Source organism: Streptomyces sp. NPDC045022 (assembly GCF_056432605.1).
The window spans coordinates 1-23,814 of record NZ_JBWKIR010000023.1; the positions used below are offsets into that span (position 1 = coordinate 1).

The following is a 23,814-nucleotide window of genomic DNA, read 5'->3' on the forward strand; positions in this document are numbered from 1 at the left end:
ACGGAAGGTGCCGTGCGGCTGTGCGGCGGTGCCCTCGGAGCGCGGGAAGAACTCGTACCAGGAGCCGTACAGCGCGCGTTCACGCTCGACGAGCAGGGGCATCGGGTCGGACTCGGTGACCAGCTCCCGCAGCGGATACCGGTCGAGGACCGCCTCCACCTCCGGGGCCAGCGCCGCTGCCAGCCGCCAGGCGGCCGGACGGTTGTCGGCGCGCAGAGCCGCCACCGCGTCCAGCACGACCGGCCGCTGCCCCTCCGGGACTCCGGCGGCCGCACGCGCGTACAGCTCCGCGCCCTCCGCCAGGACCAGGCCGGTGTCGATGCCGGCCGGGATCTTGATCCGGGCGTGGTGCCGCCAGGTGGAGAGCGGGTCGGACCAGGCCTGAACCGTGTAGGTCCAGCGGCCGGGTTCGCCCGCGGTGACGGTGGCGCCCCAGCGGTCGGTGCCCGGGGCGAGTTCCCGCATCCGCGTCCAGGGGCCGGCCCGGCCCGCCGGATCCCGCAGCACCACGTTCGCCGCGACGGCGTCGTGCCCCTCCCGGAACACGGTGGCCGACACCTCGAACGACTCACCGGTCACCGCCTTGGCGGGCCTGCGCCCGTGCTGGACCACGGGGCGTACGTCGAGGACGGGGATGCGGCCGAGCGTGGTGGGCGTGTCCGGGGCGGCCCGCTCCCCGGAGGCGGGCGGGCCGGGAACGCCGGCGGCAGCTTTCCCGGCCGTCCTGCCCGTGGTCCTCTGTGCCGCTGCCTTGGCATTGCTGTTTGTCGTAGGTGCTGACGAGTGGTGCGTGGCGGGCATGACCGCTCCTGTCCGCGTCAACGTGGTGGTGGGCGGATGGCTATGGGGAGGTGGGTCCTGCGGTGGTGCTGGGTGTACGCCTGTGGGGTGTGTACCGGAGGAGCCTTCCCACCCTGCTCGGGTGGGCAATCCGGCACTTTGTTAACTACTGGCGCGTACGTCCACACACAAGACCGGCCTCTTTCTCCGAGTGCCCGACGACTGCGCCTTGACGCCCCGACACCCCCACCCGGCAGGTCCCCACCGACGCCCGGGTAACCACTACCGTCGAGGGTGACGACGAGACGTACAGCGCCGTGCGTCTCACCCCGCGACGCGTCGAGGTGGAATGTGAAGGCGATCCGTCGGTTCACCGTCCGTCCCGTACTCCCCGCCCCCCTCCGGCCACTGAGCGACCTGGCGCGCAATCTGCGCTGGTCCTGGCATGCGGAAACCCGCGATCTGTTCCAGTCCGTCGACCCCGAGGCCTGGGCCGCCGCCGCGGGCGACCCGGTGCGGCTGCTGGGCACCGTGCGCCCGGCGCGGCTCGCCGAGCTGGCCGGCGACCGGCGGTTCCTGCGCCGGCTGGCCGCGGTCGCCGACGACCTCGACGACTATCTGGCCGGCGACCGCTGGTATCAGACACAGGCCGACGGCCTGCCCGCCGCCGTCGCCTACTTCTCCCCGGAGTTCGGCATCACGGCCGCGCTGCCCCAGTACTCCGGCGGCCTTGGCATCCTCGCCGGCGACCATCTGAAGGCGGCCAGTGACCTCGGTGTGCCGCTGATCGGGGTCGGGCTGCTGTACCGGCACGGGTACTTCCGGCAGTCCCTGTCCCGTGACGGCTGGCAGCAGGAGCACTATCCGGTGCTCGACCCCAACGAGCTGCCGGTCACCCAGCTGAAGGACAGCGACGGCTCCCCGGCGCAGGTCTCCCTGGCCCTGCCCGGCGGCAAGGCGCTGCGCGCCCGCATCTGGCTGGCCCAGGTGGGCCGGGTGCCGCTGCTGATGCTCGACTCGGACGTGGAGGAGAACGACCTCGGCGAACGCGGGGTCACCGACCGGCTCTACGGCGGCGGCAGCGAGCACCGGCTGCTGCAGGAGATGCTGCTCGGGATAGGGGGTGTCCGGGCGGTGCGGACGTACTGCCGGCTCACCGGGCACCCGGAGCCGGAGGTGTTCCACACCAACGAGGGGCACGCGGGCTTCCTCGGGCTCGAGCGGATCGCCGAACTCTGCGCGGACGGGCTGGACTTCGACTCGGCGCTGGAGGCCGTGCGCGGCGGGACGGTGTTCACCACGCACACCCCGGTCCCGGCCGGCATCGACCGCTTCGACCGGGAACTGGTCGCCCGGCACTTCGGGGCGGACGCCGAACTCCCGGGCATCGACGTGCACCGGATCCTGGCGCTGGGCATGGAGACGTACCCGGGCGGCGAGCCGAACCTGTTCAACATGGCCGTGATGGGGCTCAGGCTGGCCCAGCGCGCCAACGGGGTCTCGCTGCTGCACGGAAGGGTCAGCCGGGAGATGTTCGCGGGCCTGTGGCCGGAATTCGACGCCGAGGAGGTGCCGATCACCTCCGTGACCAACGGGGTGCACGCGCCGACCTGGGTGGCGCCGGAGGTGCTGCGGCTCGGCGCCCGCCAGATCGGCGCCCACCGGGCCGAGGACGCGCTGACCGTCGGCGGCACCGACCGCTGGGACTCGGTCGCGGACATCCCGGACCAGGAGATCTGGGAGCTGCGCCGCACCCTGCGCGAGCAGCTGGTGCTGGAGGTGCGCGCGCGGTTGCGCGCCTCCTGGCGGCAACGCGGCGCGGGCGACGCCGAGCTGGGATGGATCGACTCGGTCCTCGACCCGGACGTCCTGACGATCGGGTTCGCGCGGCGCGTACCGTCGTACAAACGCCTGACGCTGATGCTGCGGGACCGCGACCGGCTGATGGAACTCCTGCTCCACCCGGAGCGGCCGGTGCAGATCGTCGTCGCGGGCAAGGCGCACCCGGCGGACGACGGCGGCAAGCGCCTCGTCCAGAAGCTGGTGCGGTTCACGGACGATCCGCGGGTCCGGCACCGGATCGTCTTCCTGCCCGACTACGGCATGGGGATGGCGAAGAAGCTCTACCCGGGCTGCGACGTCTGGCTGAACAACCCCCTGCGCCCGCTGGAGGCCTGCGGTACCTCCGGTATGAAGGCGGCCCTCAACGGCTGCCTCAACCTCTCGGTGCTGGACGGCTGGTGGGACGAGTGGTTCCGGCCGGACTTCGGCTGGGCGATCCCGACGGCGGACGGCGCGGGCACCGACGCCGACCGCCGGGACGACATCGAGGCGGCCGCCCTGTACGACCTGATGGAGCAGCGCGTGACCCCGCGCTTCTACGAGCGCGGGCGGGGCGGACTGCCCGACCGGTGGATCCAGATGGTCCGCCAGACCCTCACGTTGCTTGGTCCGAAGGTGCTGGCCGGCCGCATGGTCCGCGAGTACGTCGACCGCCTCTACGCCCCGGCCGCCCAGGCCCACCGCGCGCTGACCCCGGACACCGCCCGGGACCTGGCCGCGTGGAAGGCCCGGGTGCGGGCCGCCTGGCCCGCGGTGAGCGTCGACCACGTCGAGACGACCGCGACGACGGCCACCGCGGAACTGGGCACGACGGTGGGGCTGCGGGTCCGGGTGGGGCTCGGCGAGCTGACCCCGGAGGACGTGGAGGTGCAGGCGGTGTCCGGCCGGGTGGACACGGAGGACCGCATCACCGACGCCACGATCGTCCCGCTGAAGCCGACCGCCGCCCCCGACCTGGAGGGCCGCCTCCTCTACGAGGGCCCCCTGTCCCTGGACCGCACCGGCCCCTACGGCTACACGGTCCGCATCCTCCCCACCCACCGCCTCCTAGCCTCGGCCGCGGAACTGGGCCTGCTGGCGGTGCCGTCGGAAGAGGTGGTGGACGGGACGGGAGTGCTGCTGAGGTAGGCCGGCCCTTTCGGCCTACACGCTGTGTGAGCCCGTAGAGGGGGCGTTTTTCAGGGCGTCGATGAAGAAGACGAAGGACCCGGCCGGGAAGGTGAGCGTGCCGACGGCCGGGTCCTTGGAGTCGCGGACGGCGACGTGCGTGCGGGTGTTGGCGATCTCCACGCACTCGTTGCCATCGCCGGGGCCCGAGTAGGACGACTTCCACCAGTTGTCCATCGGCTTCCTCACAGCTCCTTCGCCAGCCTGTGGATGAATTCACGCGACTGTTCGGGTTCGAGTGACGTGGCCTCCACTTTACGGAAACTCGTTCGGTAGGTGTTGAGCTGAGCCTCGGAATCAATGAAGGCCGAGCCGTGCGGCGCGTCGCGAACCACGGTGTCCAGCTTGGGCAGGGGGCCGCCCAGGTACGTCATCGTGCTGGAGGCCCTGGCGAATCCGTCCAGATCGAAGGGGATGACGCGTACGGTGATGTGGTCCGCTTCGGACAGCTCAAGGAGTCCGGTGAGCTGGGCCCTTGAGGTTGCACGGTCGCTGACTCGGATCCGGAGTGCCGCCTCATGGATCACCGCTTCGTACGGGATGGTGAACTGCTGGCGCGCCTTCCGGTGCTGGATGCGCAACTCGAGTTCCTCACTGGTCAGCTCCGGCAGCCTGGACGAGAAGACGGCACGCGAGTAGTCCGGCGTCTGCAGTAGGCCCGGCACATACAGGATGGCCACGTGGCGCAGGAACCGGGCGTGATGCTCCAGCTCGGACAGGTCCAGGAATGACGTGGGCAGCAGCCCCCGGTACTCCTCCCACCAGCCGCGTGTCCGATCGGTGGCCATCGCCACCAGGGCGTCGATGAACTCCTCGTCGGTACAGGCGTAGTGGGAGGCGAGGCGGCGGACCCGCTGCTCGCTCACGCCCGCGAGCGCGGACTCGATATGGGTGATCTGGGTGGGGCCCACGCCGAGCAGCGAGGCGGCCTGGCGGGAGTTGAGACCCGCGGCCTCACGGAGCCTGCGCAGCTCGGTGGCCAGCCGCATCTGGCGTGCCGTCGGTTCGCGCCTTTTCACCATCGACTGGGCCTCCTAACGCGCCTGTGGGCGCGACTCGTTCGGCGTCAGATTACGCGATCGGCTTGCCGCGTCCCTAGATTTAGATCTACCGTCGGTGACGCGACGCACACACAGCGGAAGCGCACCGCCCCGTCGTGCCGTGACGGCAGCGGCAATGCCACCGCGCGCTGAATCCCCTTCTCATCATCGGAGTTGATGACGCATGCCCGAAATCGAGTCCTGGGACTACACCCTCTACATCCCCAACGACCTCAGAGCGGTGACCGTCTGCCGCCGAACCCTGCCCCTGATCCTCACCCTGCACGGCTTGATCGGTCTGGTCGACACCGCCGAGCTGCTGGCGACGGAGCTGGTGTCCAACGCCGTGCGGCACACCAAGGGGCCGGCCGCGCTCAGGGTCCGCCGCACCCCGGAGGGAGTGGTGTGGATCGGGGCGTGGGACACGGACCCCGGGCCGCCCCCTCCGCCGCGACCGCTGGACCTGGCGGTCGACCTGGAGGAGGGGCGGGGCCTGGGGCTGGTGAGGGCGTGCTCGGACTACTGGGGCTGGCAGCCCTCGGCGCGGTTCGGGGACCGGGGCAAGTACGTGTGGTGCGAACTCGCGGCGGCCTAGCTCGTTGATCACGTCGTACGGAGTCGTACGGAAAGGAGAGCTGATGGTCGGCTCGTCGCACGAGGCGCTGCACCGGATCTTCCAGAAGGACCCGGCGCTGCTGACCCGGGCGTTACAGCGGGTGCTGCACGTACCCTTCCCTGAACCCCGGGAGATCGCCGCGCTGAACGTGGACCTCACGGAGATCGAACCGGTCGAGCGCCGGGTGGACACGTTGCTGCGGGCGAAGACGGACGAGGGGACGTACCTCCTCGTCGTGGAGTCGCAGGGAAAGGTGGACGAGCGGAAGCGCGGCAGCTGGCCGTACTACCTCTCCTACCTCTACGAGAAGTACCGCTGCGAGCCGGTGCTGATCGTCATCACCCAGAGCAGCTCGACGGCGAAGTGGGCATCGCGTCCGATCCGGTTCGGTTTCCCCGGCTGGGACTCCCTGGCGGTACGGCCCCTCGTACTGGGCCCGGACAACGTGCCGGTGATCGCGGACGAGCGTCAGGCCGAACGGGACGTACCCCTTGCGGTGCTCTCGGCCATGACACACGGGCGTGGCCCGCAGGCTCCGGCCATACTGGAATCCCTGGCAGCGGCCCTGCGGACCATCGACTCGGACACCGCCGCGGTGTTCGTGCAGTTCGTCGACTCCTGCCTGGCCGACCCCCAGGCGAAGCAGATGTGGAGGGACCTGATGACAGCGATCCAGTACTTCTGGCGACACCCGCTGGCGGAGCAGGTGCGGGAAGAAGGTCGGGAGCAAGGCCGCGAGGAGGGTCGGGCGGAGGCGAAGGCCGAGATGGTCCTCCGCGTCCTGGAATGGCGCGGCATCCCGGTGCCTGAGGACGTTCGCGAGCGGGTCGAGGCCTGCACGGACCTGGCCCGGCTGGAGGTCTGGGCCCAGCGGGCCGTACACGCAACGGATGCGGTGGAGTTGTTCACCGAGGGATGAGTGGCCGTTGGGCTGCTCGCTTCGCGCGTCTCCCCCTGCGCACATCGTGGCTGTGGCGGCCGACAGCCCGTAGGCGAAAGGTGGATTTGTTCCAGGGGGGCGAGCAATGGTGCAGGTCCAGATGCTTCTGGTGATCTAGGTGTCGAGCAGGTGCGCGAGAGGGCCAGTCCAAGATTGTCAGTGGGTGATCCTCCGTTTCCTGCAACGGCGCGGCATCCTGTACCCGCCACCCGACATCGAACTGCGGGGTCGCTTCGGCTGCCGAGCCGAGTGCGGTGGACCTGGTCGATGTCTACGATTTACGAAGGCTCGATAATCGCTCGCTTCTCTTCCTCATAAACAGCGAGAGCCTGCGGGGCATGGTCATAGTAGGACTCCCAGAACCCGGGGAGACTCCAGGCTTCGGGGCACAAGGAGAAGGCCCCGTCGCTGGACTGGAAGAATCCCCATCTTGAAGGAAGGTCTGGGGACGTGATCTCGAAGGCCCCGCTCCTGAAAAGGGCGGGGTCTTCATTTTCGCTGAATTGGATGCGGAAGAAAGTGTCTCCTCCTCCGGAGGAGAAAACCTCCAGGATGACATATTCTGCACCCTCTCTCAGGGGAGAGGCGCCTTGCTCGGCTCCTGACTGTTCGGCCTTCTCCAACGAAAATTGCGCGCGCACCTCATCACCTTCTGGTAATGCCTTTCAGGCTTCGTCGGCGTAGCCTCCGAACGAGGCTCACCGGCTATCAAACCACCAAGCATCGGAGGCGCCGGAACCACGGTCACTCCAGACGCACAACTGGTACCACAGCAAGATCCTTCGCCCGGGTTATTTGAGGGACGGTGTCAAATGGCCGCCGAGGGAGTAGCCGGATCGTTCGATATCCTGCTCGATTGCCTGCTGATCCCCTTTATGTGCCGCTACCTCGCAACTGCCGCGCAACATCGATATCCCGCTGAAGTGCGCTGAGCCGGGGCGGTTTTCGGCTGGCGTCAAGGACGACAGTATGCAGTCGATCTCCAACCTGGGGCGGTGGGGTCCTCTCATCCCACCAAGAAGGATGCTTCACCTGATCGATGAAGCCGACTTCCCCGTCGGCGTCGACCTTTACCCCCACAGGGGCCACCGCGACCACGGTCACGTCAAGCTCCTGATGATTGCGGAACGTCATCTCGGTCCTCCAAATATGGAAATCCAACTACGGCCCTGAGTCAGCTTGTTGAACCGATCCAGTTTCCCCACCGGAATCTCGAACTCCAGGCGTGGTGCCCCATTGGGGCCGTTGTAATCGTGAATCTTTACATGCTCCTCAAATTCCTCAAGGAATGATGGATGCATGTCATATTTGACCATTCCTTTGGCGAAGTTGGTACCCGTCCGCCCGGCGTACTCTGCGGCGACGGCCCGTTCGCCAAAATAGATCTTCCCATCGGATATAATTCCGCCGCCGATGTCCACTCCAGGCTGATGGTTGGCCGGGTTTGGTCCATTCGCAAGTTCGTATTCCGCATGCGCTCCCTTCGGGGTCCGGTAGATCGGAATATAGTCCGGCGCCAGACCCAGGTAGTCCGTCCGCAGCAGGGGGTTTGACACATACGTCGAGGAGTTTGGTGCGGGGGTGAGGCCGAGGGGGTCGGACGTGAGGTACCGGGCCGTTTCCGGGTCGTAGTGGCGGAAGTAGTTGTAGTGGAGGCCTGTTTCGGGGTCGTAGTACTGGCCGGGGAAGCGTAGGGGGGTGTAGGTGGTGCTGTCGGTCGCCCAGGCCGTTGTTCCCCACAGGGTGCTTCGGGTGCGCCACGCTATGTCGCCTTGTTCGTCGATGAGTTCGCTGGGGGTGCCGACCAGGTCGGTGACTATGGCGAAGAAGCGGGAGTCGATTTCCTCCTGGGGGGCGTCGGCTGCCGTGATGCGTTCCGTTTGGGACAACGGGCGGAGGCCCTGGTGGTCCCAGGTGAGGGTGACCGGGTTGGGGAGGTCCGGGGAGGTCGTTGTCTGTTCGCAGAGGGTCGTGCCGTCCCAGGTGAAGTCGACCCTTTCCAGCACCGTTTCGCCGTCGTTCGCCAGGCGGAGTTTCGCCGTGCGGCGGCCCAGGGGGTCGTAGGTGTAGCGCCAACGGGTGCCGTCGGGGGTGACGACCGAGGTAAGGCGGTCCTCGGCGTCCCATTCGTAGCGCCAGGTGTCCGGCTTGCGGGACAGGCGGCTCTTCTGGCGGAGGGTGATGCGGCCCAGAGCGTCGTGTTCGTAGCGGACGTTGCCGGCTCGGGCGATGCGGGTGCCCGCGTAGGAGCGCGGGCCCCTTGCTTCACCGCCCGGGTGGTCCGACGGCCAGGACGCCTGGGTCAGGTTGCCTGCCGCGTCGTAGGCGTACGTCTCCGTCCAGTTCGCCGCGTGAACCGCCGTCACCCGGCCCGTCGCGTCCAGGTCGAAGCGGCGGGAGCCGGTCAGGTGGTCGTCGATGCCGATCAGGTTGCCGTCGGCGCGGTAGGTGTACGTCCGGTGCTGGACCCTGCGGCCCGCAGAGCCGGTTACGGACTGCGTGGTCAGGCGGCCAAGGGCGTCGAAGGTGTGCGCGAAGGTGATTGTTCCGGCGACGTGGCGGGTCAGTTCGCGGCCCGCCTCGTCGTACGTGAAGTCGATCACACGGCCCGACGCCACCATGCCCGTGCGGCGCCCGCACGCGTCGTACGACCACGTCGTCTCGGCGCCGGTCGGTGTGGTACGGCCCGTCCGGCGGCCCAGGGCGTCGTACGTGTACGTCAGTCTTCTGCCGTCGACCGTCTCCGAGCGCAGGCGGCCGTGGCGGTCGCGCAGGAGGGTCAGGGTCGTGCCGTCGGGGCCCGTGGCGTGAGCGAGTTGGTCGGTCAGGTCGTAGGCGTAGGTCGTGACCTGGCCTGCCGCGTCCTTGCGGAGCACCTGGCCGAGGGTGTTGCGTTCGAAGGACGTCACCTCGCCGAGCGTGTTCCGCCGCCCGATGAGGCGGCTCGCCGCGTCGTACTCGTACGTCAGCGTGCGGTCGTCGAAGTCCGTCTCCGACAGCAGGCGGCCGGCCGCGTCGTACTCGTACGTCCAAGTCAGGCCCTGCGGGTTCGTGACCTTCGTCAGGCGTAGTTCCGTGTCGTGGGTGAACTCGTAGCGGACACCGTCCGGGTCCGTGCGGGCCGTCAGCAGGTCGAAGTGGGTGTACTCGTAGCGGGAGATGCCGCCCAGGGGGTCGGTGTGGCTGGTGCAGTTGCCCTCGCCGTCGTACGTCCACGTCTCTGTGGAGCCGTCGGGGGCTGTATGGCGGGTCAGGTGGCCTTCGATCGACCATTCCAGCAGCGTCGTCGCGCCGGTCGGATCCGTGATCGCGATCGGGCGACCGAGGGCGTCGCGTTCGTAGCGCGTGGTCGCGCCCAGCGGGTCCATAACCTGGAGCGGGAGGCCCGCGCGGTCGCAGACCACCCTCGATGTGTTGCCCAGCGGGTCGGTCACGGACGTCAGGTGGCCGGCCTCCGTGTACGTGAAGTGGGTCGTCCGGCCCGCCGGGTCCGTCACCGACGTGCGGTTGCCCCGGTCGTCGTAGGTCTGACGGATCACGGTGCCGTCAGGGTTGACCACCTTCACCGGCAGACCCAGGGCGTTGTACTCCGCCCTCGCCTCGCGGCCGTCCGGGCGGACCACCCGCGTGAGGTTGCCCGCATCGTCGTACTCGAACGTCGTCGCGTGACCCAGCGGGTCCGTCGTGGAGAGCAGGCGGTTGTAGCGGTCGCGGTGGTAGCGGGTGGTCGCGCCCAGGGCATCGGTCTCCGCAACCACCTGCCACCTGTCGTTGATCAGGTAGCGGCGAGTGTGGCCTTCGCCCGTCGTCGCCATTGTGGTCCGCAGGCCTGTCGTCGGGTCCGGGTCCCCGTAGGCCAGGCGCAACGCCATGTGGCCCGCCGTGCCGCCCTCGGCGATGCAGCGGTCCTGGCCGTCGTACTCGTACGTGTAGCTGCGGTCGTTCGTGTCCGTCCAGGACGTGACCCGGCCCGCCACGTCGTACGTGAAGCGGAGCGGCAGGCCGGAGGAGTTGATGACCTCCGTGAGGTTGCCGTCCGTGTAGGCGAAGCGCTTCAGTTCCTCGCCCGTGGCGGCCAGGTGGTACGCCGTGACGCGGCCGGAGTCCGTGGTGATGCGGATGCCTTGGCCGCTGCTCGTGAACACGCCGAGCGGGGTGTCCTCCGCGTCGTACTCGAAGGTGATCCAGTTGCCGTTGCGGTCGTCTATCTGCTCCAGGACCGCCATGCCGGTGCCGCGATCGGCGAAGTGCCACACCCGGCCGGAGCGAGGGTCGGTGATGGTGTAGCCGCCGTCCACCCGGCCCAGGGCAAGGCGCGGGCCGTGGCTCGGCAGAGTCGGGACGCCCGGTGCCGGGTGAGGGTAGGAAAGGAGCAGGCCGTCCTCCGTGACGAAGACGACTCCCTCCGCGTCTATCTCCAGGCGCTGGTCCAGGGTCGAGGACCAGGACGGGCCGAACCAGCGGCCGAGGCGGTAGCCGGACTCCACCCGCCGGGTCAGGAGCAGGGGCAGCGTGCCGGGGAGCGTGACGTCCGTCTGCGGCAGGTACATCGTGCCGGTGGCGAGGTCGATGGGGTCGGTGCCGCCGCTGTGTACCGAGTCGCCCTCACGGGAGGGCTGGTGCGGGTCCTCGTTCACCCGGCCACGCCCCGTGGTTCCGGCGGCGTCCTCCGCCCCCGCCCGCGCCTCCCGAGTCGCCGCCGCTTCCGCCGCCTGGCGGGTGAGGCCGGCTTCCGCCGCGTCCTTCGCCAGGCCGGCCTCCATGCCGATTCCGTCCGTGCCGACCAACTGGGGCAGGAGGCGGCCGCCGAACTCGGACGGGTCCTTGCGGAACTCGTCCCACATGGTCTTCGCGGTCCGCTCGGGGTGGGCGGTGGTGGAGACCAGGCCGGAGAGCGTCATGCTGACGTTCTGCAGGTAGGAGGCGGGGTGGGTGAGGTTGTAGGGGTCGACGGGGTTCAGGCCGCGGACGAAGTTGACCAGGCCGGCCGTGCCCTTGAGGACGCCCCCGGCGAAGTGGGTGAGTTCGGTGCCCGTGGCCTGCAGGCCGTCGGTGAGGTTGTTGTTCAGGCGTGCCAGCGGCGGGGGTTCGGCGGGCGCGTGGGCGAGTGCCGCCTTCACCTTGCCCTGCGCCTCGGAGGCGACGGTGTTGCGCTGCTTGCGGGCCTGGGCGAGCTTGTGAACGGCTGCCTTGACGTCGGCCTTGCCCGCTTCGTGGTCCTGCTGGGGTTTCGGTCCCGGGTCCTCGGCGGCCTTGATCTTGTCGTTGTAGGCCTCGGCCTTCTTGTTGTACGCCTCGGCCGCGTCCTGGGCGGCCTTCACGCCCTTCTTGTAGCGCTCGACTGCCTCCTTGGCCTGGCCTTGCGCCCACTTGACGGTGTCGGCGTACGACTCCAGCGCCCCCGCCGCCGTCTTGCATGCCTCCGCGGCCTGCGCCCACTTGGTGGGGTGGACGCCGAACTTCTCCCGGAAGGCGTCACCGCCCTCGCCCTTCCAACCCGAGGAGTCGACCTTCTTCAGCCCCTGCCCGACCTTGTCGAACGCACCGTGGAAGTCCCGCAGGTGCCTGGCGCTCTCCCGGATCTTGGCGGGGTTGCCGTGGATCAGCTCGTTCGGCTCCTCGGTCTGGCCGAGTTGCTGTTCGCCCGGGGTGGCGCCGAGGTCGGAGGCGAGACCGTCGCCCCAGTCCTCGACGGCGTCCGCCCAGTCGTGGGCACCGACGTAGTCCAGGCAGTCGCCCAGCTTGTTCGTGGCGTAGTCGACGCCCTCGCCGACCTTCTTCTTGCCCTCGTCGTATATGTGTTCGCCGTAGCCCAGGCCCTTGTTGAGGCCGTCGCCGATGTCACCGAAGACACCCATCAGCCCTCACCGCCCCGCTGCTCGGCGGCCTTGGCGCGGGCCTCGGGGGAGGGGCCGAACGTGTCGTCCAGATACTTGGCGTACTCGGCGTCCGTCATGCCGAAGGTGTCGGCGCTGGGGCTCAGGGATCCGAGCATCTCCGTGGTCGCCATGTCCCGGCCGGCGTCCTTCCAGCCCTGCTTGCTGTTGGCCCAGGCCTGCTCGAAGGACTCCTTGCTGTAGTCCACATCGCCGCCGTACGCACCGGACTTGAAGATGTCGCCGTAGCCCATCTTCTCGACGTCCCCCTCGGAGGCGTACGGATTGCCGATGGCCGCGTTCTCGACGACCTTGAAGGTGCCCTCGACGTACTGGTCGGTCTCGTAGTACGTGCCCGCCGCCAGGCCCGTCTTCTGGGCAAACCCGTTGCCCTCGTTGATCAGCGACCGCACGCCCCACTCCCAGCGCTCGCAGAACGACTTGAACTCGTCCGTCAGCCCCTCATGCCCCAGCTCCAGCCCGGACAGCGCGATGTCACCGAAACCGCGACCGGCCCCGGCCTCGCCCACCATGCCGAGTTCCTTCAGCTCACCCAGCGCCTCGGTCAGGCCCTTGGCGATAAGCCCGAGCCCATCCGCCGTCAGGTCCTTGCCGCCACCGCTCACTCCACGTCCCCCGTCCCCGCCTCGATGTCGACCGCCGCCCTGTCCGGCACGATGCCGCGCACCGGCGGGAACAGCGCGCCGTCGCCCTCGCTGCCCACGTCCAGGGCCACCCCGCACGGCATCCCCACGGCCGGGACCGCCGCATCCAGGAGGCGCGCTCCGAGCCAGCGCTGGTACGCCCACTCCCGGTCGCCCTCGCCCCGCGCGAGCGCGAAACGGGCCAGGGCATGCTCGTCGGAGAAGGCGTAGATCCAGCGGACGCCGCCGTAGTCTGCGGTCAGCGGGCTTCCGTTCTCCGCGTCCAGGGGGACGAGTACGGGCGTGCGCCGGAACTCGCCCAGCAGTACGGCGAACTCGCGGCGCCTGCGCTCGGCGGCGTCCGGGGCATCGGGAAAGGCCGCCGCATGCTCGGGCAAAGGGGTGCCCTCGGATGCCGCCGGTCCCGTTGTGTCCCGCTGGTCGGTGCGGGCCAGGTCCACGTAGTCGTACAGCCGTGACCTGGGTATTGGTGCCGTTGTTTCGGCCTCGCCCCCGTGTTCAGCCATGCGTCGGATCATTACATCGGCAATTTGCCGACGGCAACGCGAAAGGGGGATCCGGCACCCAGGTCGACCGAATTCGGCCCCTGCGGCGTCAGGGCCGGGTCATGCCTCCGTCAGTCCCGCGCACAGCTTCCGCAGTACCGTCCCGCACCGCCGCGCGTACGCGTGCTGCAGGCCCCGGGTCGCCGGGCCGCCCGCGCGGGCGTACCACTTGGCCGCCTTGCTGAACGCCGCGACCGTCAGCCACACCGTGCCGTCACCCGTGCGGTCGACCACGAAGGCCTCCTCGCCGCACTCGGGGTGGCCTTCCAGGGTGCCGTAGGCCCAGCCGGCCCGGCGGGGATCCTCGACCGTCCAGACGATGCGGCAGGGGGCCTTGACGAGGCCGGCCAGGGTGACCGTGACGTCGACGCCGGGGGCCGCGCGGTCGGCGCCGGCGTCGATGCCCACGCCCATCGCGCGGTGCATCTCCCACGTGAGGACCGCCTCGGCGGCCCGCTGGAAGACCTCCTGGCCCTCGCCGAGGCGGGTGCGCACGAGCATCGGGTGGAAGCCGGGCGGGCAGAAGGCGAGGTCGTCGCGGGTCGCGCCGACCGGCTCATAGGTGAAGGGCGCCGAGGACATGGGTCACAAGGGTAGGGCGGTACCCGGGAGGCCTTCCTCCCGGGTACCGCCCTGACCCCGACCGCTGGTGACTAGCTGACGTTGACCGCCGACCAGGCGGCCGCGACGGCCTTGTACTCGGCGCTGGTGGAGCCGTACAGGGCGGACGCCGCGGACAGGGTGCCGGTGCGGGCCGACTTGTAGTTGGTCGTCGACGTGAAGTACGTCGTCAGCGCCTTGTACCAGATCTGCAGCGCCTTGGCGCGGCCGATGCCGGTGACCGTGGAGCCGTTGTACGTCGGCGAGTTGTAGCTCACGCCGTTGATCGTCTTCGCGCCGCTGCCCTCGGACAGCAGGTAGAAGAAGTGGTTCGCGACGCCCGACGAGTAGTGGACGTCCTTGTTGCCGACGGTGGAGGACCAGTTGTCCGCCGAGCCGCCGTCCTTGCTGGGCTTGTCCATGTAGCGCAGCGGGGTGCCGTCGCCGTTGATGTCGATCTTCTCGCCGATGAGGTAGTCACCGACGTCGGAGGCGTTGTTCGCGTAGAACTCCACGCCGGTGCCGAAGATGTCGGAGGTGGCCTCGTTCAGGCCGCCCGACTCGCCCGAGTAGTTCAGGCCGGCGGTGTTGGCGGTGACGCCGTGGCTCATCTCGTGGCCGGCGACGTCGAGCGAAGTCAGCGGGTCGACATTGCCCGAGCCGTCGCCGTAGGTCATGCAGAAGCAGCTGTCGTCCCAGAAGGCGTTCACGTACGCGTTGCCGTAGTGGACGCGGGAGTAGGCGCCGACGCCGTTGTTCTTGATGCCGTTGCGGCCGAAGGTGTTCTTGTAGAAGTCCCAGGTCTCCGCCGCGCCGTAGGCGGCGTCGGCGGCCGCGGTCTGGTCGGAGGAGGAGCTGGAGGCGGTGCCGGTGCCGAAGACGTTGGTCGAGCTGGCCACCAGGGTGCCCGTGCCGGACGTCTTGCGGGCCAGGTTGTAGGTCTTGTGATTGCCCCGCGCGCCGTCGGTGAGCTGGTACGTCGAGCCCGACTGCGTGGTGTTGAGGCTGACCGTGCCGGAGTACAGCGTCTTGCCGGTGCCGGTCGCGTTCTCGATGCCCTGGTACTCGAAGAGCTTCTTGCCGGTGGCCGCGTCGCTGATGACGTGCAGCTGGTTCGGGGTGCCGTCGTCCTGGAGGCCGCCGACGATCGTCTCGTAGGCGAGGACGGGCTTGCCGGAGCCGGCCCAGATCACCTTGCGGGCGCCGTCCGCGGTGGTTCTGGCGGAGCCGAGGGTCTTGGCGGCGGACACCGCCTGCTTCTCGGCCTTGGCGGCGGTGATCTGCGGCTTGAGCGAGGCCACCTTGACGGCCGACTTGTTCGCCTTGGTGACGCCCGAGGTCTTGCCCGACTTGGCGGTGTGGACGATCAGGTCGCCGCCGAGGACCGGCAGGCCCGCGTAGGTGCGCTCGTAGCGGGTGTGGACGGTGCCGTCGACGTCCTTGACGACGTCCTTGACGACCAGCTTCTCCTTGGCGCCGAGGCCTATCTGCCGCGCGGTCTCGGTGGCGTCGGCCTGCGCCTTCTGGATCAGGGTGGTGCGGGCAGCGGCGGACAGCGTGGTCGGGGCGGCCGCGAGCGGCTTGGCGGCGGCGGACCCGGCCGGGGTCTGGGCGGAGGCACTGGTGGTCAGACCAGTGGAGAGCAGGGCTCCGGCGGCGACAGCGGTGGCGATGGCCAGAGTGGTGCGCTTGTGACGCGCGTAGAGGGGGCTCACAGAAGCTCCTTCTCGTGGGGGAGTCCGGGCAGCGTGGGGTTGCTGGCCGGAGAGTGTGGCGTTGGGAAGTTGCTGTGCTGCTGCGGCGGGTGGAGAGAGAGTGACATCGGGGGCGCGTACATGTCAGGACCCTGAAGTGATGTTGGCCGAAAGTCGACTGTCCGGTAAACATTGCAGGCGTGTGAACACGGGCCGTCCGAGGGTGACGGGCCCTCGGACGGCCTTGTGTTCCCGGGGCTGTGGCGTGCGGTTTACGGGAACGTCAGCTTCCAGCCGTTGATCGTTCCCGTGTCGTATGTGGCTTGATCCTGCACCTTCAATTTCCAGGTGCCATTGGCCGGTTCGGCGGACGCGTTGACCGTGTAGGTCTCGTTCACGTTGTCGGCCGAGTCGGAGGAGCTGAAGTTCTTCAGGCGGTACGCGGTGCCCGAGGGGCCGACGAGATCGATCACCAGGTCACCCCGCCAGGTGTGCGTGATGTCGACGCTCACCTGGAGGTTGCTGGGCGCGTTGCCGCTCCTGCCGGAGACGGTGATGCTCGAGGTGACGGCCGGCCCGTTGTCCGGGACGGACACCGGCGTGGTGCTCTCGTACGACGTACCGCCGCCCCCGCCGCCACCGGAGCGTGAACCGACCGCCACGGCCGCCCAGGCGTCCTGTACGGCCTTGTACTCGGCGCTGGTGGTGCCGTACAGCTCGCCGGCCGCCGCGAGGGTGCCGGTGCGTGCGCCCGCGTAGTTGGTGGTGGACGTCCACTTGGTGGTCAGCGCCCGGTACCAGATCTGCAGCGCCTTGTCCCGGCCGATGCCGGTGACCGGAAGCCCGTCCGCGGTGGGCGAGTTGTAGCTGACGCCGTTGATGACCTTGGTGCCGCTGCCCTCGCTGAGCAGGTAGAAGAAGTGGTTCGCGGGGCCCGACGAGTAGTGCACGTCGACCCCGCCGATGCCGGAGTACCAGCTGTCCTTGGACGAGCCGTCCTTGCTGGGCTTGTCCATGTAGCGCAGCGGGCTGCCGTCGCCGTTGATGTCGATCTTCTCGCCGATGAGGTAGTCACCGACGTCGGTGGAGTTGTTGGCGTAGAACTCCACGCCGGTGCCCATGATGTCGCTGGTCGCCTCGTTCAGGCCGCCGGATTCACCGCTGTAGTCCAGGCCCGCCGTGTTGGAGGTGACGCCATGGCTCATCTCGTGTCCCGCGACGTCGATCGCGGTCAGCGGCTTGGAGTTGCCGGAACCGTCGCCGTAGGTCATGCAGAAGCAGCTGTCGTCCCAGAAGGCGTTCACGTACGCGTTGCCGTAGTGGACGCGCGAGTAGGCGCCGACGCCGTTGTTCTTGATGCCGCTGCGGCCGAAGATGTTCTTGTAGAAGTCCCAGGTGACCGCGGCGCCGTAATGGGCGTCCGCACCGGCGGTGGCGGCGTTGGAGTTGGTGCCGTTGCCCCAGGTGTCGGAGGACTGCGAGAACAGGGTGCCGGTGCCCGAGGAACCGTGGTTCAGGTTGTACGTCTTGTGGCCGCCGCGCGCCCCGTCGGTGAGCGTGTACGTCGAGCCCGACTGGGTCGTGGTCAGCGTGACCTGCCCGCTGTACTGGGTGTTGCCGACGCCGTTCTCGATGCCCTGGTACTCGTAGAGCTTCTTGCCGGTGGCGGCGTCGGTGATGACGTGCAGCTGGTTCGGGGTGCCGTCGTCCTGCAGGCCGCCGATCACCGTCTCGTACGCCAGCACGGGCTTGCCGCTCGCCGCCCAGACGACCCTGCGCACGGAGTCCGCCGCCGACTTGGTGCCGCCGAGGGCCCTGGCGCGCTGCACGGCCTGCTTCTCGGCCGCGGCCTTCGGCACGGCCGGGGTGAGCGAGGCGATCCTCAGCGTGGCGTTGGTGGCCCTGACGACGTCCATGGTCTTGCCCGACTTGGCCGTGCCCACGACCAGGTCGCCGCCGAGCACCGGGAGTCCGGCGTACGTCCGCTCGTAGCGGGTGTGGAGGGTGCCGTCGGCGTCCTTGACGACGTCCCGGACGACCAGCTTCTCCTTGCCGCCGAGGCCGATCGACTTGGCGGTGGCCGCCTTCGTGGCGTCGGCGTGACGTATCAGCTCGGCGCGCTGCGAGGGGGTGAGCTTGAGGGCCGTGTGGGCCGGATTAGCCTTGCCGGCCTGCGGCGTCGCCGGTGCGGCGGTGGCCGCGCCCGCCTGGAGGGCGGCGGCGATCAGGGCGGCCGCGCCGGCGAGGGCGACGGTGGCGGTGCGGCGGTGCGAGGCGGTGTGGTGCGGCGTGTGGGAGGTGCGTCCGCGAGAGGAATTGCTTCTCAACACTGACTCCTTCTGCATGACCGCGGGTTGCGCGGCCAGGGGAGACCGGACGGTGGGTTGGGACGTCCGGGCAGAACAGGGCGTTGCGCGGAACCACGTGCGGGTGCGGAGCCGGCCCACGCGAAGCGTGCAGAAGCTGTGGGGTTGCTGTGAGTCGGCCAAGGAAGAGTGACAGGGGATCACCACACCTGTCAGGACCGCGTCACAAACTTGGCCGGAAATGTTCCGTTGACCGGATGTTCATGTTCGGTATACGGACAGGTGGGGCGAGGTGGTCCGAGACGTGCGCCGGGTCGCGGCTGTTCCTACGGCCAGGTGCGGCCCGGCCGCGGGTGAGGTGTCCCGTTAGGGTGGCCCGGCACTTGTGCAGCGTGAGTGGGGGTCGCATGGACGAGCAGGGGACGCTGGGGCGCGGGACGCGGGTCGGTCTCCTCGTCGCGGGGGCACCGGCCCTGCCCTGGGCCGCTCTCTGCCTGACGGTCGCCGCGGCCGAGTTCCTCCGGGGAGGCGACACCGAGTTCGCCGCCGCCGACCTGCGCGCGTTCGCCCTGCTCGTCGGCGGCAGCCTGGTCACCGGCGTGGTGACGGGGCTCCTCCTCGCCGGCGCGCTGGCCGCCGCGGCCCGCCTGCTCCGTGGCACACAGGGGCTGGCGCTGACCGGGGCGCTGCTGTGCGGGCTGCTCTTCCCCGCCGAACTCGCGGTGGTCGGCGCGGCCACCCACGGGGGTTACGCGGAGATCGGGACGACCTTCCTGCTGTGGCCGGTGATGACGGTGGTGGCCGGTGCGCACAGTGCCGACATCGTGGGCCGGACCCGCAGGCGCCGCTGGCTGTGGACGCCGGGACCGGTCTCGCGGCTCCGCCAGGGCTGACGCTCCGCTGGACGCGGGCCCCGGCGCCGGGCCGTTCAGCGCTCCGCGGCGTCCCCGTGCCACGTCCGCCACAGTGCCGCGTACGCCCCGTCGGCCGCCACCAGGTCCTCGTGCGTGCCCAGTTCGGTGAGGCGGCCGTCCTCCATGACCGCCACCCGGTCCGCGTCGTGGGCGGTGTGCAGGCGGTGGGCGATGGCGATGACCGTACGGCCCCGGAGGACCGCGGCCAGGGCGCGTTCGGTGTGTCGGGCCGTGGTGGGGTCCAGCAGGGCCGTCGCCTCGTCGAGGATCAGGGTGTGCGGATCGGCCAGCACCACCCGGGCCAGGGCCAGTTGCTGCGCCTGGGAGCCGTCCGTGTGACGGCCGGCCGGGCCCAGACGGGTGTCGAGGCCGTCCGGAAGCGCGCGGACCCAGTCCTCGGCGCCCACCGCCGTGAGCGCCGCCCACAGGTCGGTGTCCGTGGCGGTGGGCTCGGCGACGAGGAGGTTGTCGCGGACCGTGCCGAGGAAGACATGGTGTTCCTGGGTGACCAGCACCACCTGGCGGCGCAGCAGCTCCGGCTCCAGTTCGGCGACCGGCACCCCGCCCACCGTCACCGTGCCGGTCCCGGGCCGGTCGATGCCCGCGAGCAGCCTGCTCAGCGTCGTCTTGCCGGCGCCGGAAGGGCCCACCACCGCGAGCCGCTCCCCGGGCCGTACCGTCAGGTCCACCCCGCGCAGCACCTCGCCGCCACGCTCGTAGGAGTACCGGACCCCGCGCACATCGATCCGGTCGTCCGCCGGTACCGGGGAACCATCCCCGGCAGCCCCGTGCGGCGCCCCCGCCAGCCCCTCCACGCGCGCGTACGAGGCGCCGCTGCTCTGCAGTTGCTCCACCCGCATCAGGATCTGGTCCAGCGGTTCGGTGAACTGCCGCAGATACAGTGCCGCGGCCACCACCGCGCCGACCCCGATCGTGCCCCGCGCGTGCAGCCACCCGCCGAGCAGCAGCACCCCCACCACGGGCACCGTGTACGTCACCTCGACCGCGGGGAAGAACACCGTCCGCAGGAACAGGGTGTGCAAGCGGGTCCGGCGGGACGTCTCCAGCGCGTCCCGGCTCGCGGCGACCCGGCGCCGCCGGAGCCGGAACGCCTCGACGGTCCGGGCCCCCGCCGCAGTCGACGCGACGATCTCCGCGACCTCCGAGGTCGCCGCGCCCTCGGCGAGATAGCCGTCCCTGGCCCGCCGCATGTACCAGCGCAGCGCCAGCCAGATCGGGGTCAGCCCGAGCAGCCCGAACGCCCCGAGCAGCGGGTCCAGCGCGAACACCGCGCCGAGCACGAACAGCGCCTGCACGCCGTTGACCAGCAGATCCGGTCCGACGTCCCGCAGCGTGGTACCGACGGTCGCCACGTCCGCCGTGCCGCGCGCCGTCAGATCGCCGGTGCCGGCCCGCTCCACCACGGACGCGGGCAGCGCCAGCACCCGTTCGACGTACTCCTCGCGCACCCGGGCCAGCGTCCGTTCCCCGAACCGGTGGCCCACATAGCGCGCCCAGCGCGCCAGCAGCAACTGCGCGAGCGCGCACAGCAGGATCCACAGGGCCAGCCGGTCCACCGGGCCGGTCCCGTGCCCGGCCCGCACCTCGTCGATGATCCGCCCGACCAGCCACGGCCCGACCAGCCCCGCGCCCGCCGCCAGCGCGTTCAGCAGCAGCGCGGCGGTGAACGCCCGCCCGTCGGCCCGCACCAGCCGCAGCGCGGCCCGTCGCACCTGTGCCCGGTCGGCGACCGGCAGCAACCCCTGACCCGTCGTCACCGCACGGCCTCCTCGGCGTCCGTCGCCCCCACGGCCCCGGCGTCCGTCGCCCCCACCGCCCCGGCGTCCGTCGCGTCGGCCACCTCCGTGTCCCGCCTCGTGTCGAGGTCGCGCGCCACCAGCGCCCGGTAGCCCGGCTCCCGAGCCAGCAGCCGCCGGTGCGGGCCGCTCGCCACCACCTTGCCGTCGACCAGGAACACCACCGTGTCCACGCGGTCCAGCACCAGCGGGGAGGTGGACGTCACCACGGTCGTACGGCCCTCCCGCGCCCCCCGGAGCCGTCCGGCGACCGTCGCCTCCGTGTGCGCGTCCAGCGCGGAGGTCGGCTCCACGGCGAGCAGCACCTCGGGGTCGGCCAGCAGCGCCCGCACCAGCCGCAGCCGCTGCCGCTGCCCGCCGGACAGGCTGCGGCCCTGCCCGGCCACCAGCGAGTCCGGCCCGTCGGGCAGTCCGCGTACGACGTCCTCTGCGGCGGCCGCGTACAGCGCCCGGCCGAGCGCCGCGTCGTCGGCCGGGCGTTCGGCGGCCACGACCTCCCGGAGCGGCCCCGCGAACAGGTCCGCCTCGTTGTCCGCGACCAGGATGCGTCCGCGTACCGCGTCCAGCGGGACGGCGTCGAGCCGTTCCCCGCCCCAGGTGGCGTCGGTCGGCCCGTACCGGCCGAGCCGGTCCACCACGGCGGCGGCCTCGGCGGGCCGGGCGGCGGCGAGCGCGGTCAGCCGGCCCGGCGGCACCCGCACCCCGGACGCGGGATCGTGCAGTTCGGCCGGCCCGTCGGGCGGCGGCAGCGTGCCCGTGTCCGGCTCCGGCTCCAGCCGCAGCAGCCGTACGACCCGGCGCGCGGCCACCACGCCCCGGTTCAGGTCGTAGGCCATCTGGACGAAGAACGCCACCGGTCCGATCAGCACCGCCACATAGCCGTACACCGACACCAACTCGCCGACACTGATCTCCCCCCGGGCCGCGAGGCGCGCCGCGAGCCAGGTCACCACCGCCAGGAACAGGGTGGGCAGGCCCACGCCGAGCGCCTGCACCCAGCTGGCGACCGCGCCCACCCGGTAGCCCTGCGCCCGCAGCCGCTGCGAGTCCTGCCGGAAGGCGTCCGCGAACAAGCCCTTCCCGCCGAGGCCGTTGAGGACGCGCAGCCCGCCCGCGAGGTCGCCGATGCGTGCCGTGAGCACCCCCTGCCGTTCCCGGTACTCGCTCTCGGCGCCCTGCAGACGCAGCGTCAGCGGCCCGGTGAGCAGCGCGATCACCGGCACGCCGAGCAGCACCACGGCGGCGAGCGGCGCCGAGACCGCCAGCAGCAGCCCGGCCACCACCACGTACACCACGACCGAGCCGGCGCCCGGCCCGACCACGGTCAGCGCCTGCGCCAGGGTCTGCACGTCGCCGACCCCGATCGTCACCACCTCACCGGCCCCCACCCGGCGCGGCAGCGCGGCCCCGAGGCGTGCCACCTGCCCCACGACCACCTTGACCGTGCGGAAGTTGGCGTCCATCCGCACCCGGGTCATCGTCCGGTGCCGCAGGATGCTCAGCCAGGCGTTGACCGACCCGACCACGAACATCAGCGCGGTCCACCCGGCCAGCACCCGCAGCCGCCCCGGCACCAGACCGTCGTCCACGGCCCGCGCCAGCATGTACGGCTGCGCGGCCAGCAGCACCATCCAGGTACTGCCCAGCAGCGCCCCGGCCGCCGACCGGCCCGGCTGGCGCAGCACCAGCCACCCCAGATAGCGCCAGCCGCCACGGGTGTCGGGCGTGCCCGGATCCTCGTAGGCGTCGATCATCCGTCCCCCGATCCGTTCGGCTCGCCGGGAGTATGTCCTGGCGGGAAACGTCGAACCTATCCAGGGCGGGGGCGGTCGTTCCACGGAATATAGAGGCCGGCCGACGCCGCCGGCCACCGGTTGCCCCGGCCCCTCGAACAGGCAGGTCGTAGGACCAACGGCGGACCGGAGCCGGGCCGAAACTCGGTGGGCGTTGTCAGTGCCGGTCCGTAGGCTCGCGGTGATGCCCACGACACGTGCAACCACCGAGGACCGTTCCGCCGTACGCACCCTGCTGCGGCTGTGGCCCTACGTCCGCCCCGTCCGCGCCCGGCTGTTCACCGCCGCGTTCGTCGCGGTGGTCGCGTCCTGTACCGGACTGGTGATCCCGCTCGTCCTGAAGTGGATGGTCGACGGCCCGGTGGCCGGCCGGGACCCGGCGGGGGTCTGGCTCGGTGCGCTGTATCTGCTCCTGCTCGGCATCGCCGAGGCGGTCCTGTTCGGCATAAGGCGCTGGCTCGTGGCCCGGCCGCTGTCGCACGTCGAGGCGGAGCTGCGGGCGGCCCTGTACCGCCATCTGCAGCGGCTGCCCGTGGCCTTCCACGACCGCTGGGCGTCCGGCCAGTTGCTCTCCCGGGGCACGACCGACCTGATGCTGCTGCGCATGTTCCTCGCCTTCCCGCTGACGTTCCTGCTCGTCAACGGGGTGACCATTCTCGTCGGCGTGTCGATCATGCTGCTGCAGGACTGGGTCCTGGGTCTGGTCATCCTCGGGCCCGCCATCCCCGTGATGTGGACCTGCGTGGTCTTCGAACGGCGGTACGCGGAGGTGGCCCGGCGCGCGCAGGACCAGGTCGGTGATCTGACGACGGTCGTCGAGGAGAGCGTGCTCGGCATCCGCATCATCAAGGGTTTCGGCCACCACCGCAGCCAGGCGCGGGCGTTCCGCCGGCTGGCAGGCACCCTGCGCGGCACAGAGCTGCGCAAGGCCAGACTGCTGGCCGCCATCTGGGGTGTCATCGTGACACTGCCCGAGGTGGCGATCGGGGCGGCGCTGGTGCTGGGAGCGGTACAGGTGGCCGACGGGGACCTGTCGGCGGGCACGCTGGTCGCCTTCCTGAGTACGGCACTCGCGCTGCGGTGGCCGGTGGACTCGATCGGCTTCCTGCTGGCGATGAGTCAGGAGGCGGCGACGGCGACCGAGCGGTACTTCGAGGTGATGGACGAGGCGCCGGAGGACGACCCGGCCGCGGGCAGTCGTGCCGCCGGGGCGGCACCC

Annotated in this window: 16 protein-coding genes; 5 read left to right on the forward strand and 11 right to left on the reverse strand. The window is 70.4% G+C overall.

Going from position 1 to position 23,814, the window contains the following annotated elements; translation table 11 throughout:
• Positions 1 to 801 (reverse strand): maltotransferase domain-containing protein (locus AC07C1_RS31040; RefSeq protein WP_478944367.1); only part of this gene is annotated, 801 nt, incomplete at its 3' end.
• A 330-nt stretch (positions 802 to 1,131) separates the two neighbouring features.
• Here AC07C1_RS31040 and AC07C1_RS31045 point away from each other — a divergent pair.
• Positions 1,132 to 3,750 (forward strand): glycosyltransferase family 1 protein, encoded by a 2,619-nt coding sequence (locus AC07C1_RS31045; protein ID WP_478944369.1) that lies wholly within the window; start codon positions 1,132 to 1,134, stop codon positions 3,748 to 3,750.
• 15 nt (positions 3,751 to 3,765) lie between these two features.
• Here the strand turns inward: AC07C1_RS31045 and AC07C1_RS31050 are convergent, their stop codons facing one another.
• Together AC07C1_RS31050 and AC07C1_RS31055 are read right to left on the reverse strand one after the other, a co-directional pair.
• Positions 3,766 to 3,966 (reverse strand): DUF397 domain-containing protein, encoded by a 201-nt coding sequence (locus AC07C1_RS31050; RefSeq protein WP_478944570.1) that lies wholly within the window; start codon positions 3,964 to 3,966, stop codon positions 3,766 to 3,768.
• Positions 3,967 to 3,974: 8 nt separating this feature from the next.
• The gene (locus AC07C1_RS31055) at positions 3,975 to 4,811 is read right to left on the reverse strand and encodes a helix-turn-helix domain-containing protein (protein ID WP_478944370.1); all 837 of its coding nucleotides are present in this window, start codon (positions 4,809 to 4,811) and stop codon (positions 3,975 to 3,977) included.
• 202 nt (positions 4,812 to 5,013) lie between these two features.
• Here AC07C1_RS31055 and AC07C1_RS31060 point away from each other — a divergent pair, with 202 nt between their 5' ends.
• Positions 5,014 to 5,424 (forward strand): ATP-binding protein, encoded by a 411-nt coding sequence (locus AC07C1_RS31060; protein WP_478944372.1) that lies wholly within the window; start codon positions 5,014 to 5,016, stop codon positions 5,422 to 5,424.
• A 43-nt stretch (positions 5,425 to 5,467) separates the two neighbouring features.
• Positions 5,468 to 6,364, forward strand: coding sequence for a hypothetical protein (locus tag AC07C1_RS31065; protein WP_478944373.1), 897 nt, complete (start codon positions 5,468 to 5,470; stop codon positions 6,362 to 6,364).
• 1,151 nt (positions 6,365 to 7,515) lie between these two features.
• On the opposite strand, the gene AC07C1_RS31070 is transcribed toward AC07C1_RS31065, so the two are convergent.
• The 6 genes from AC07C1_RS31070 to AC07C1_RS31095 form a co-directional block, all read right to left on the reverse strand.
• Positions 7,516 to 12,243, reverse strand: coding sequence for a putative T7SS-secreted protein (locus tag AC07C1_RS31070; protein WP_478944375.1), 4,728 nt, complete (start codon positions 12,241 to 12,243; stop codon positions 7,516 to 7,518).
• Entirely contained in the window at positions 12,243 to 12,887 is a 645-nt protein-coding gene (locus AC07C1_RS31075) for a hypothetical protein (protein WP_478944377.1), read from the reverse strand. Before AC07C1_RS31075 ends, AC07C1_RS31070 begins: the two co-directional genes overlap by 1 nt.
• Complete coding sequence (locus AC07C1_RS31080) at positions 12,884 to 13,432, reverse strand: hypothetical protein (protein WP_478944378.1); 549 nt, start codon at positions 13,430 to 13,432, stop codon at positions 12,884 to 12,886. The genes AC07C1_RS31075 and AC07C1_RS31080 overlap by 4 nt, the downstream gene beginning before the upstream one ends.
• A gap of 99 nt (positions 13,433 to 13,531) precedes the next feature.
• The gene (locus tag AC07C1_RS31085) at positions 13,532 to 14,053 is read right to left on the reverse strand and encodes a DUF1990 domain-containing protein (protein WP_478944380.1); all 522 of its coding nucleotides are present in this window, start codon (positions 14,051 to 14,053) and stop codon (positions 13,532 to 13,534) included.
• 71 nt (positions 14,054 to 14,124) lie between these two features.
• On the reverse strand, positions 14,125 to 15,786 hold the full coding sequence (locus tag AC07C1_RS31090) for a M4 family metallopeptidase (protein WP_478944382.1): 1,662 nt from the start codon (positions 15,784 to 15,786) through the stop codon (positions 14,125 to 14,127).
• A gap of 251 nt (positions 15,787 to 16,037) precedes the next feature.
• Positions 16,038 to 18,092, reverse strand: coding sequence for a M4 family metallopeptidase (locus AC07C1_RS31095; protein ID WP_478944384.1), 2,055 nt, complete (start codon positions 18,090 to 18,092; stop codon positions 16,038 to 16,040).
• 386 nt (positions 18,093 to 18,478) lie between these two features.
• Here AC07C1_RS31095 and AC07C1_RS31100 point away from each other — a divergent pair, with 386 nt between their 5' ends.
• Entirely contained in the window at positions 18,479 to 18,964 is a 486-nt protein-coding gene (locus AC07C1_RS31100; protein WP_478944386.1) for a hypothetical protein, read from the forward strand.
• Between the two features lie 35 nt (positions 18,965 to 18,999).
• On the opposite strand, the gene AC07C1_RS31105 is transcribed toward AC07C1_RS31100, so the two are convergent.
• A complete protein-coding gene (locus AC07C1_RS31105; RefSeq protein WP_478944388.1) occupies positions 19,000 to 20,763 on the reverse strand; it encodes an ABC transporter ATP-binding protein in 1,764 nt (587 codons plus the stop codon).
• Positions 20,760 to 22,556 (reverse strand): ABC transporter transmembrane domain-containing protein, encoded by a 1,797-nt coding sequence (locus tag AC07C1_RS31110; protein ID WP_478944390.1) that lies wholly within the window; start codon positions 22,554 to 22,556, stop codon positions 20,760 to 20,762. The genes AC07C1_RS31105 and AC07C1_RS31110 overlap by 4 nt, the downstream gene beginning before the upstream one ends.
• A gap of 223 nt (positions 22,557 to 22,779) precedes the next feature.
• On the opposite strand from AC07C1_RS31110, the gene AC07C1_RS31115 reads away from it, so the two are divergent.
• Positions 22,780 to 23,814: ABC transporter transmembrane domain-containing protein (locus AC07C1_RS31115; protein WP_478944392.1), on the forward strand; the 1,035-nt coding region annotated here is incomplete at its 3' end.

What these genes read in the sequence shown, in the direction of transcription:
- AC07C1_RS31050 (WP_478944570.1), bottom strand. Translation starts at nt 3,966, where the DNA reads ATGGACAACTGGTGGAAGTCGTCCTACTCGGGCCCCGGCGATGGCAAC.
- AC07C1_RS31055 (WP_478944370.1), bottom strand. Translation starts at nt 4,811, where the DNA reads ATGGTGAAAAGGCGCGAACCGACGGCACGCCAGATGCGGCTGGCCACC.
- AC07C1_RS31060 (WP_478944372.1), top strand. Translation starts at nt 5,014, where the DNA reads ATGCCCGAAATCGAGTCCTGGGACTACACCCTCTACATCCCCAACGAC.
- AC07C1_RS31065 (WP_478944373.1), top strand. Translation starts at nt 5,468, where the DNA reads ATGGTCGGCTCGTCGCACGAGGCGCTGCACCGGATCTTCCAGAAGGAC.
- AC07C1_RS31070 (WP_478944375.1), bottom strand. Translation starts at nt 12,243, where the DNA reads ATGGGTGTCTTCGGTGACATCGGCGACGGCCTCAACAAGGGCCTGGGC.
- AC07C1_RS31080 (WP_478944378.1), bottom strand. Translation starts at nt 13,432, where the DNA reads ATGGCTGAACACGGGGGCGAGGCCGAAACAACGGCACCAATACCCAGG.
- AC07C1_RS31085 (WP_478944380.1), bottom strand. Translation starts at nt 14,053, where the DNA reads ATGTCCTCGGCGCCCTTCACCTATGAGCCGGTCGGCGCGACCCGCGAC.
- AC07C1_RS31100 (WP_478944386.1), top strand. Translation starts at nt 18,479, where the DNA reads ATGGACGAGCAGGGGACGCTGGGGCGCGGGACGCGGGTCGGTCTCCTC.
- AC07C1_RS31110 (WP_478944390.1), bottom strand. Translation starts at nt 22,556, where the DNA reads ATGATCGACGCCTACGAGGATCCGGGCACGCCCGACACCCGTGGCGGC.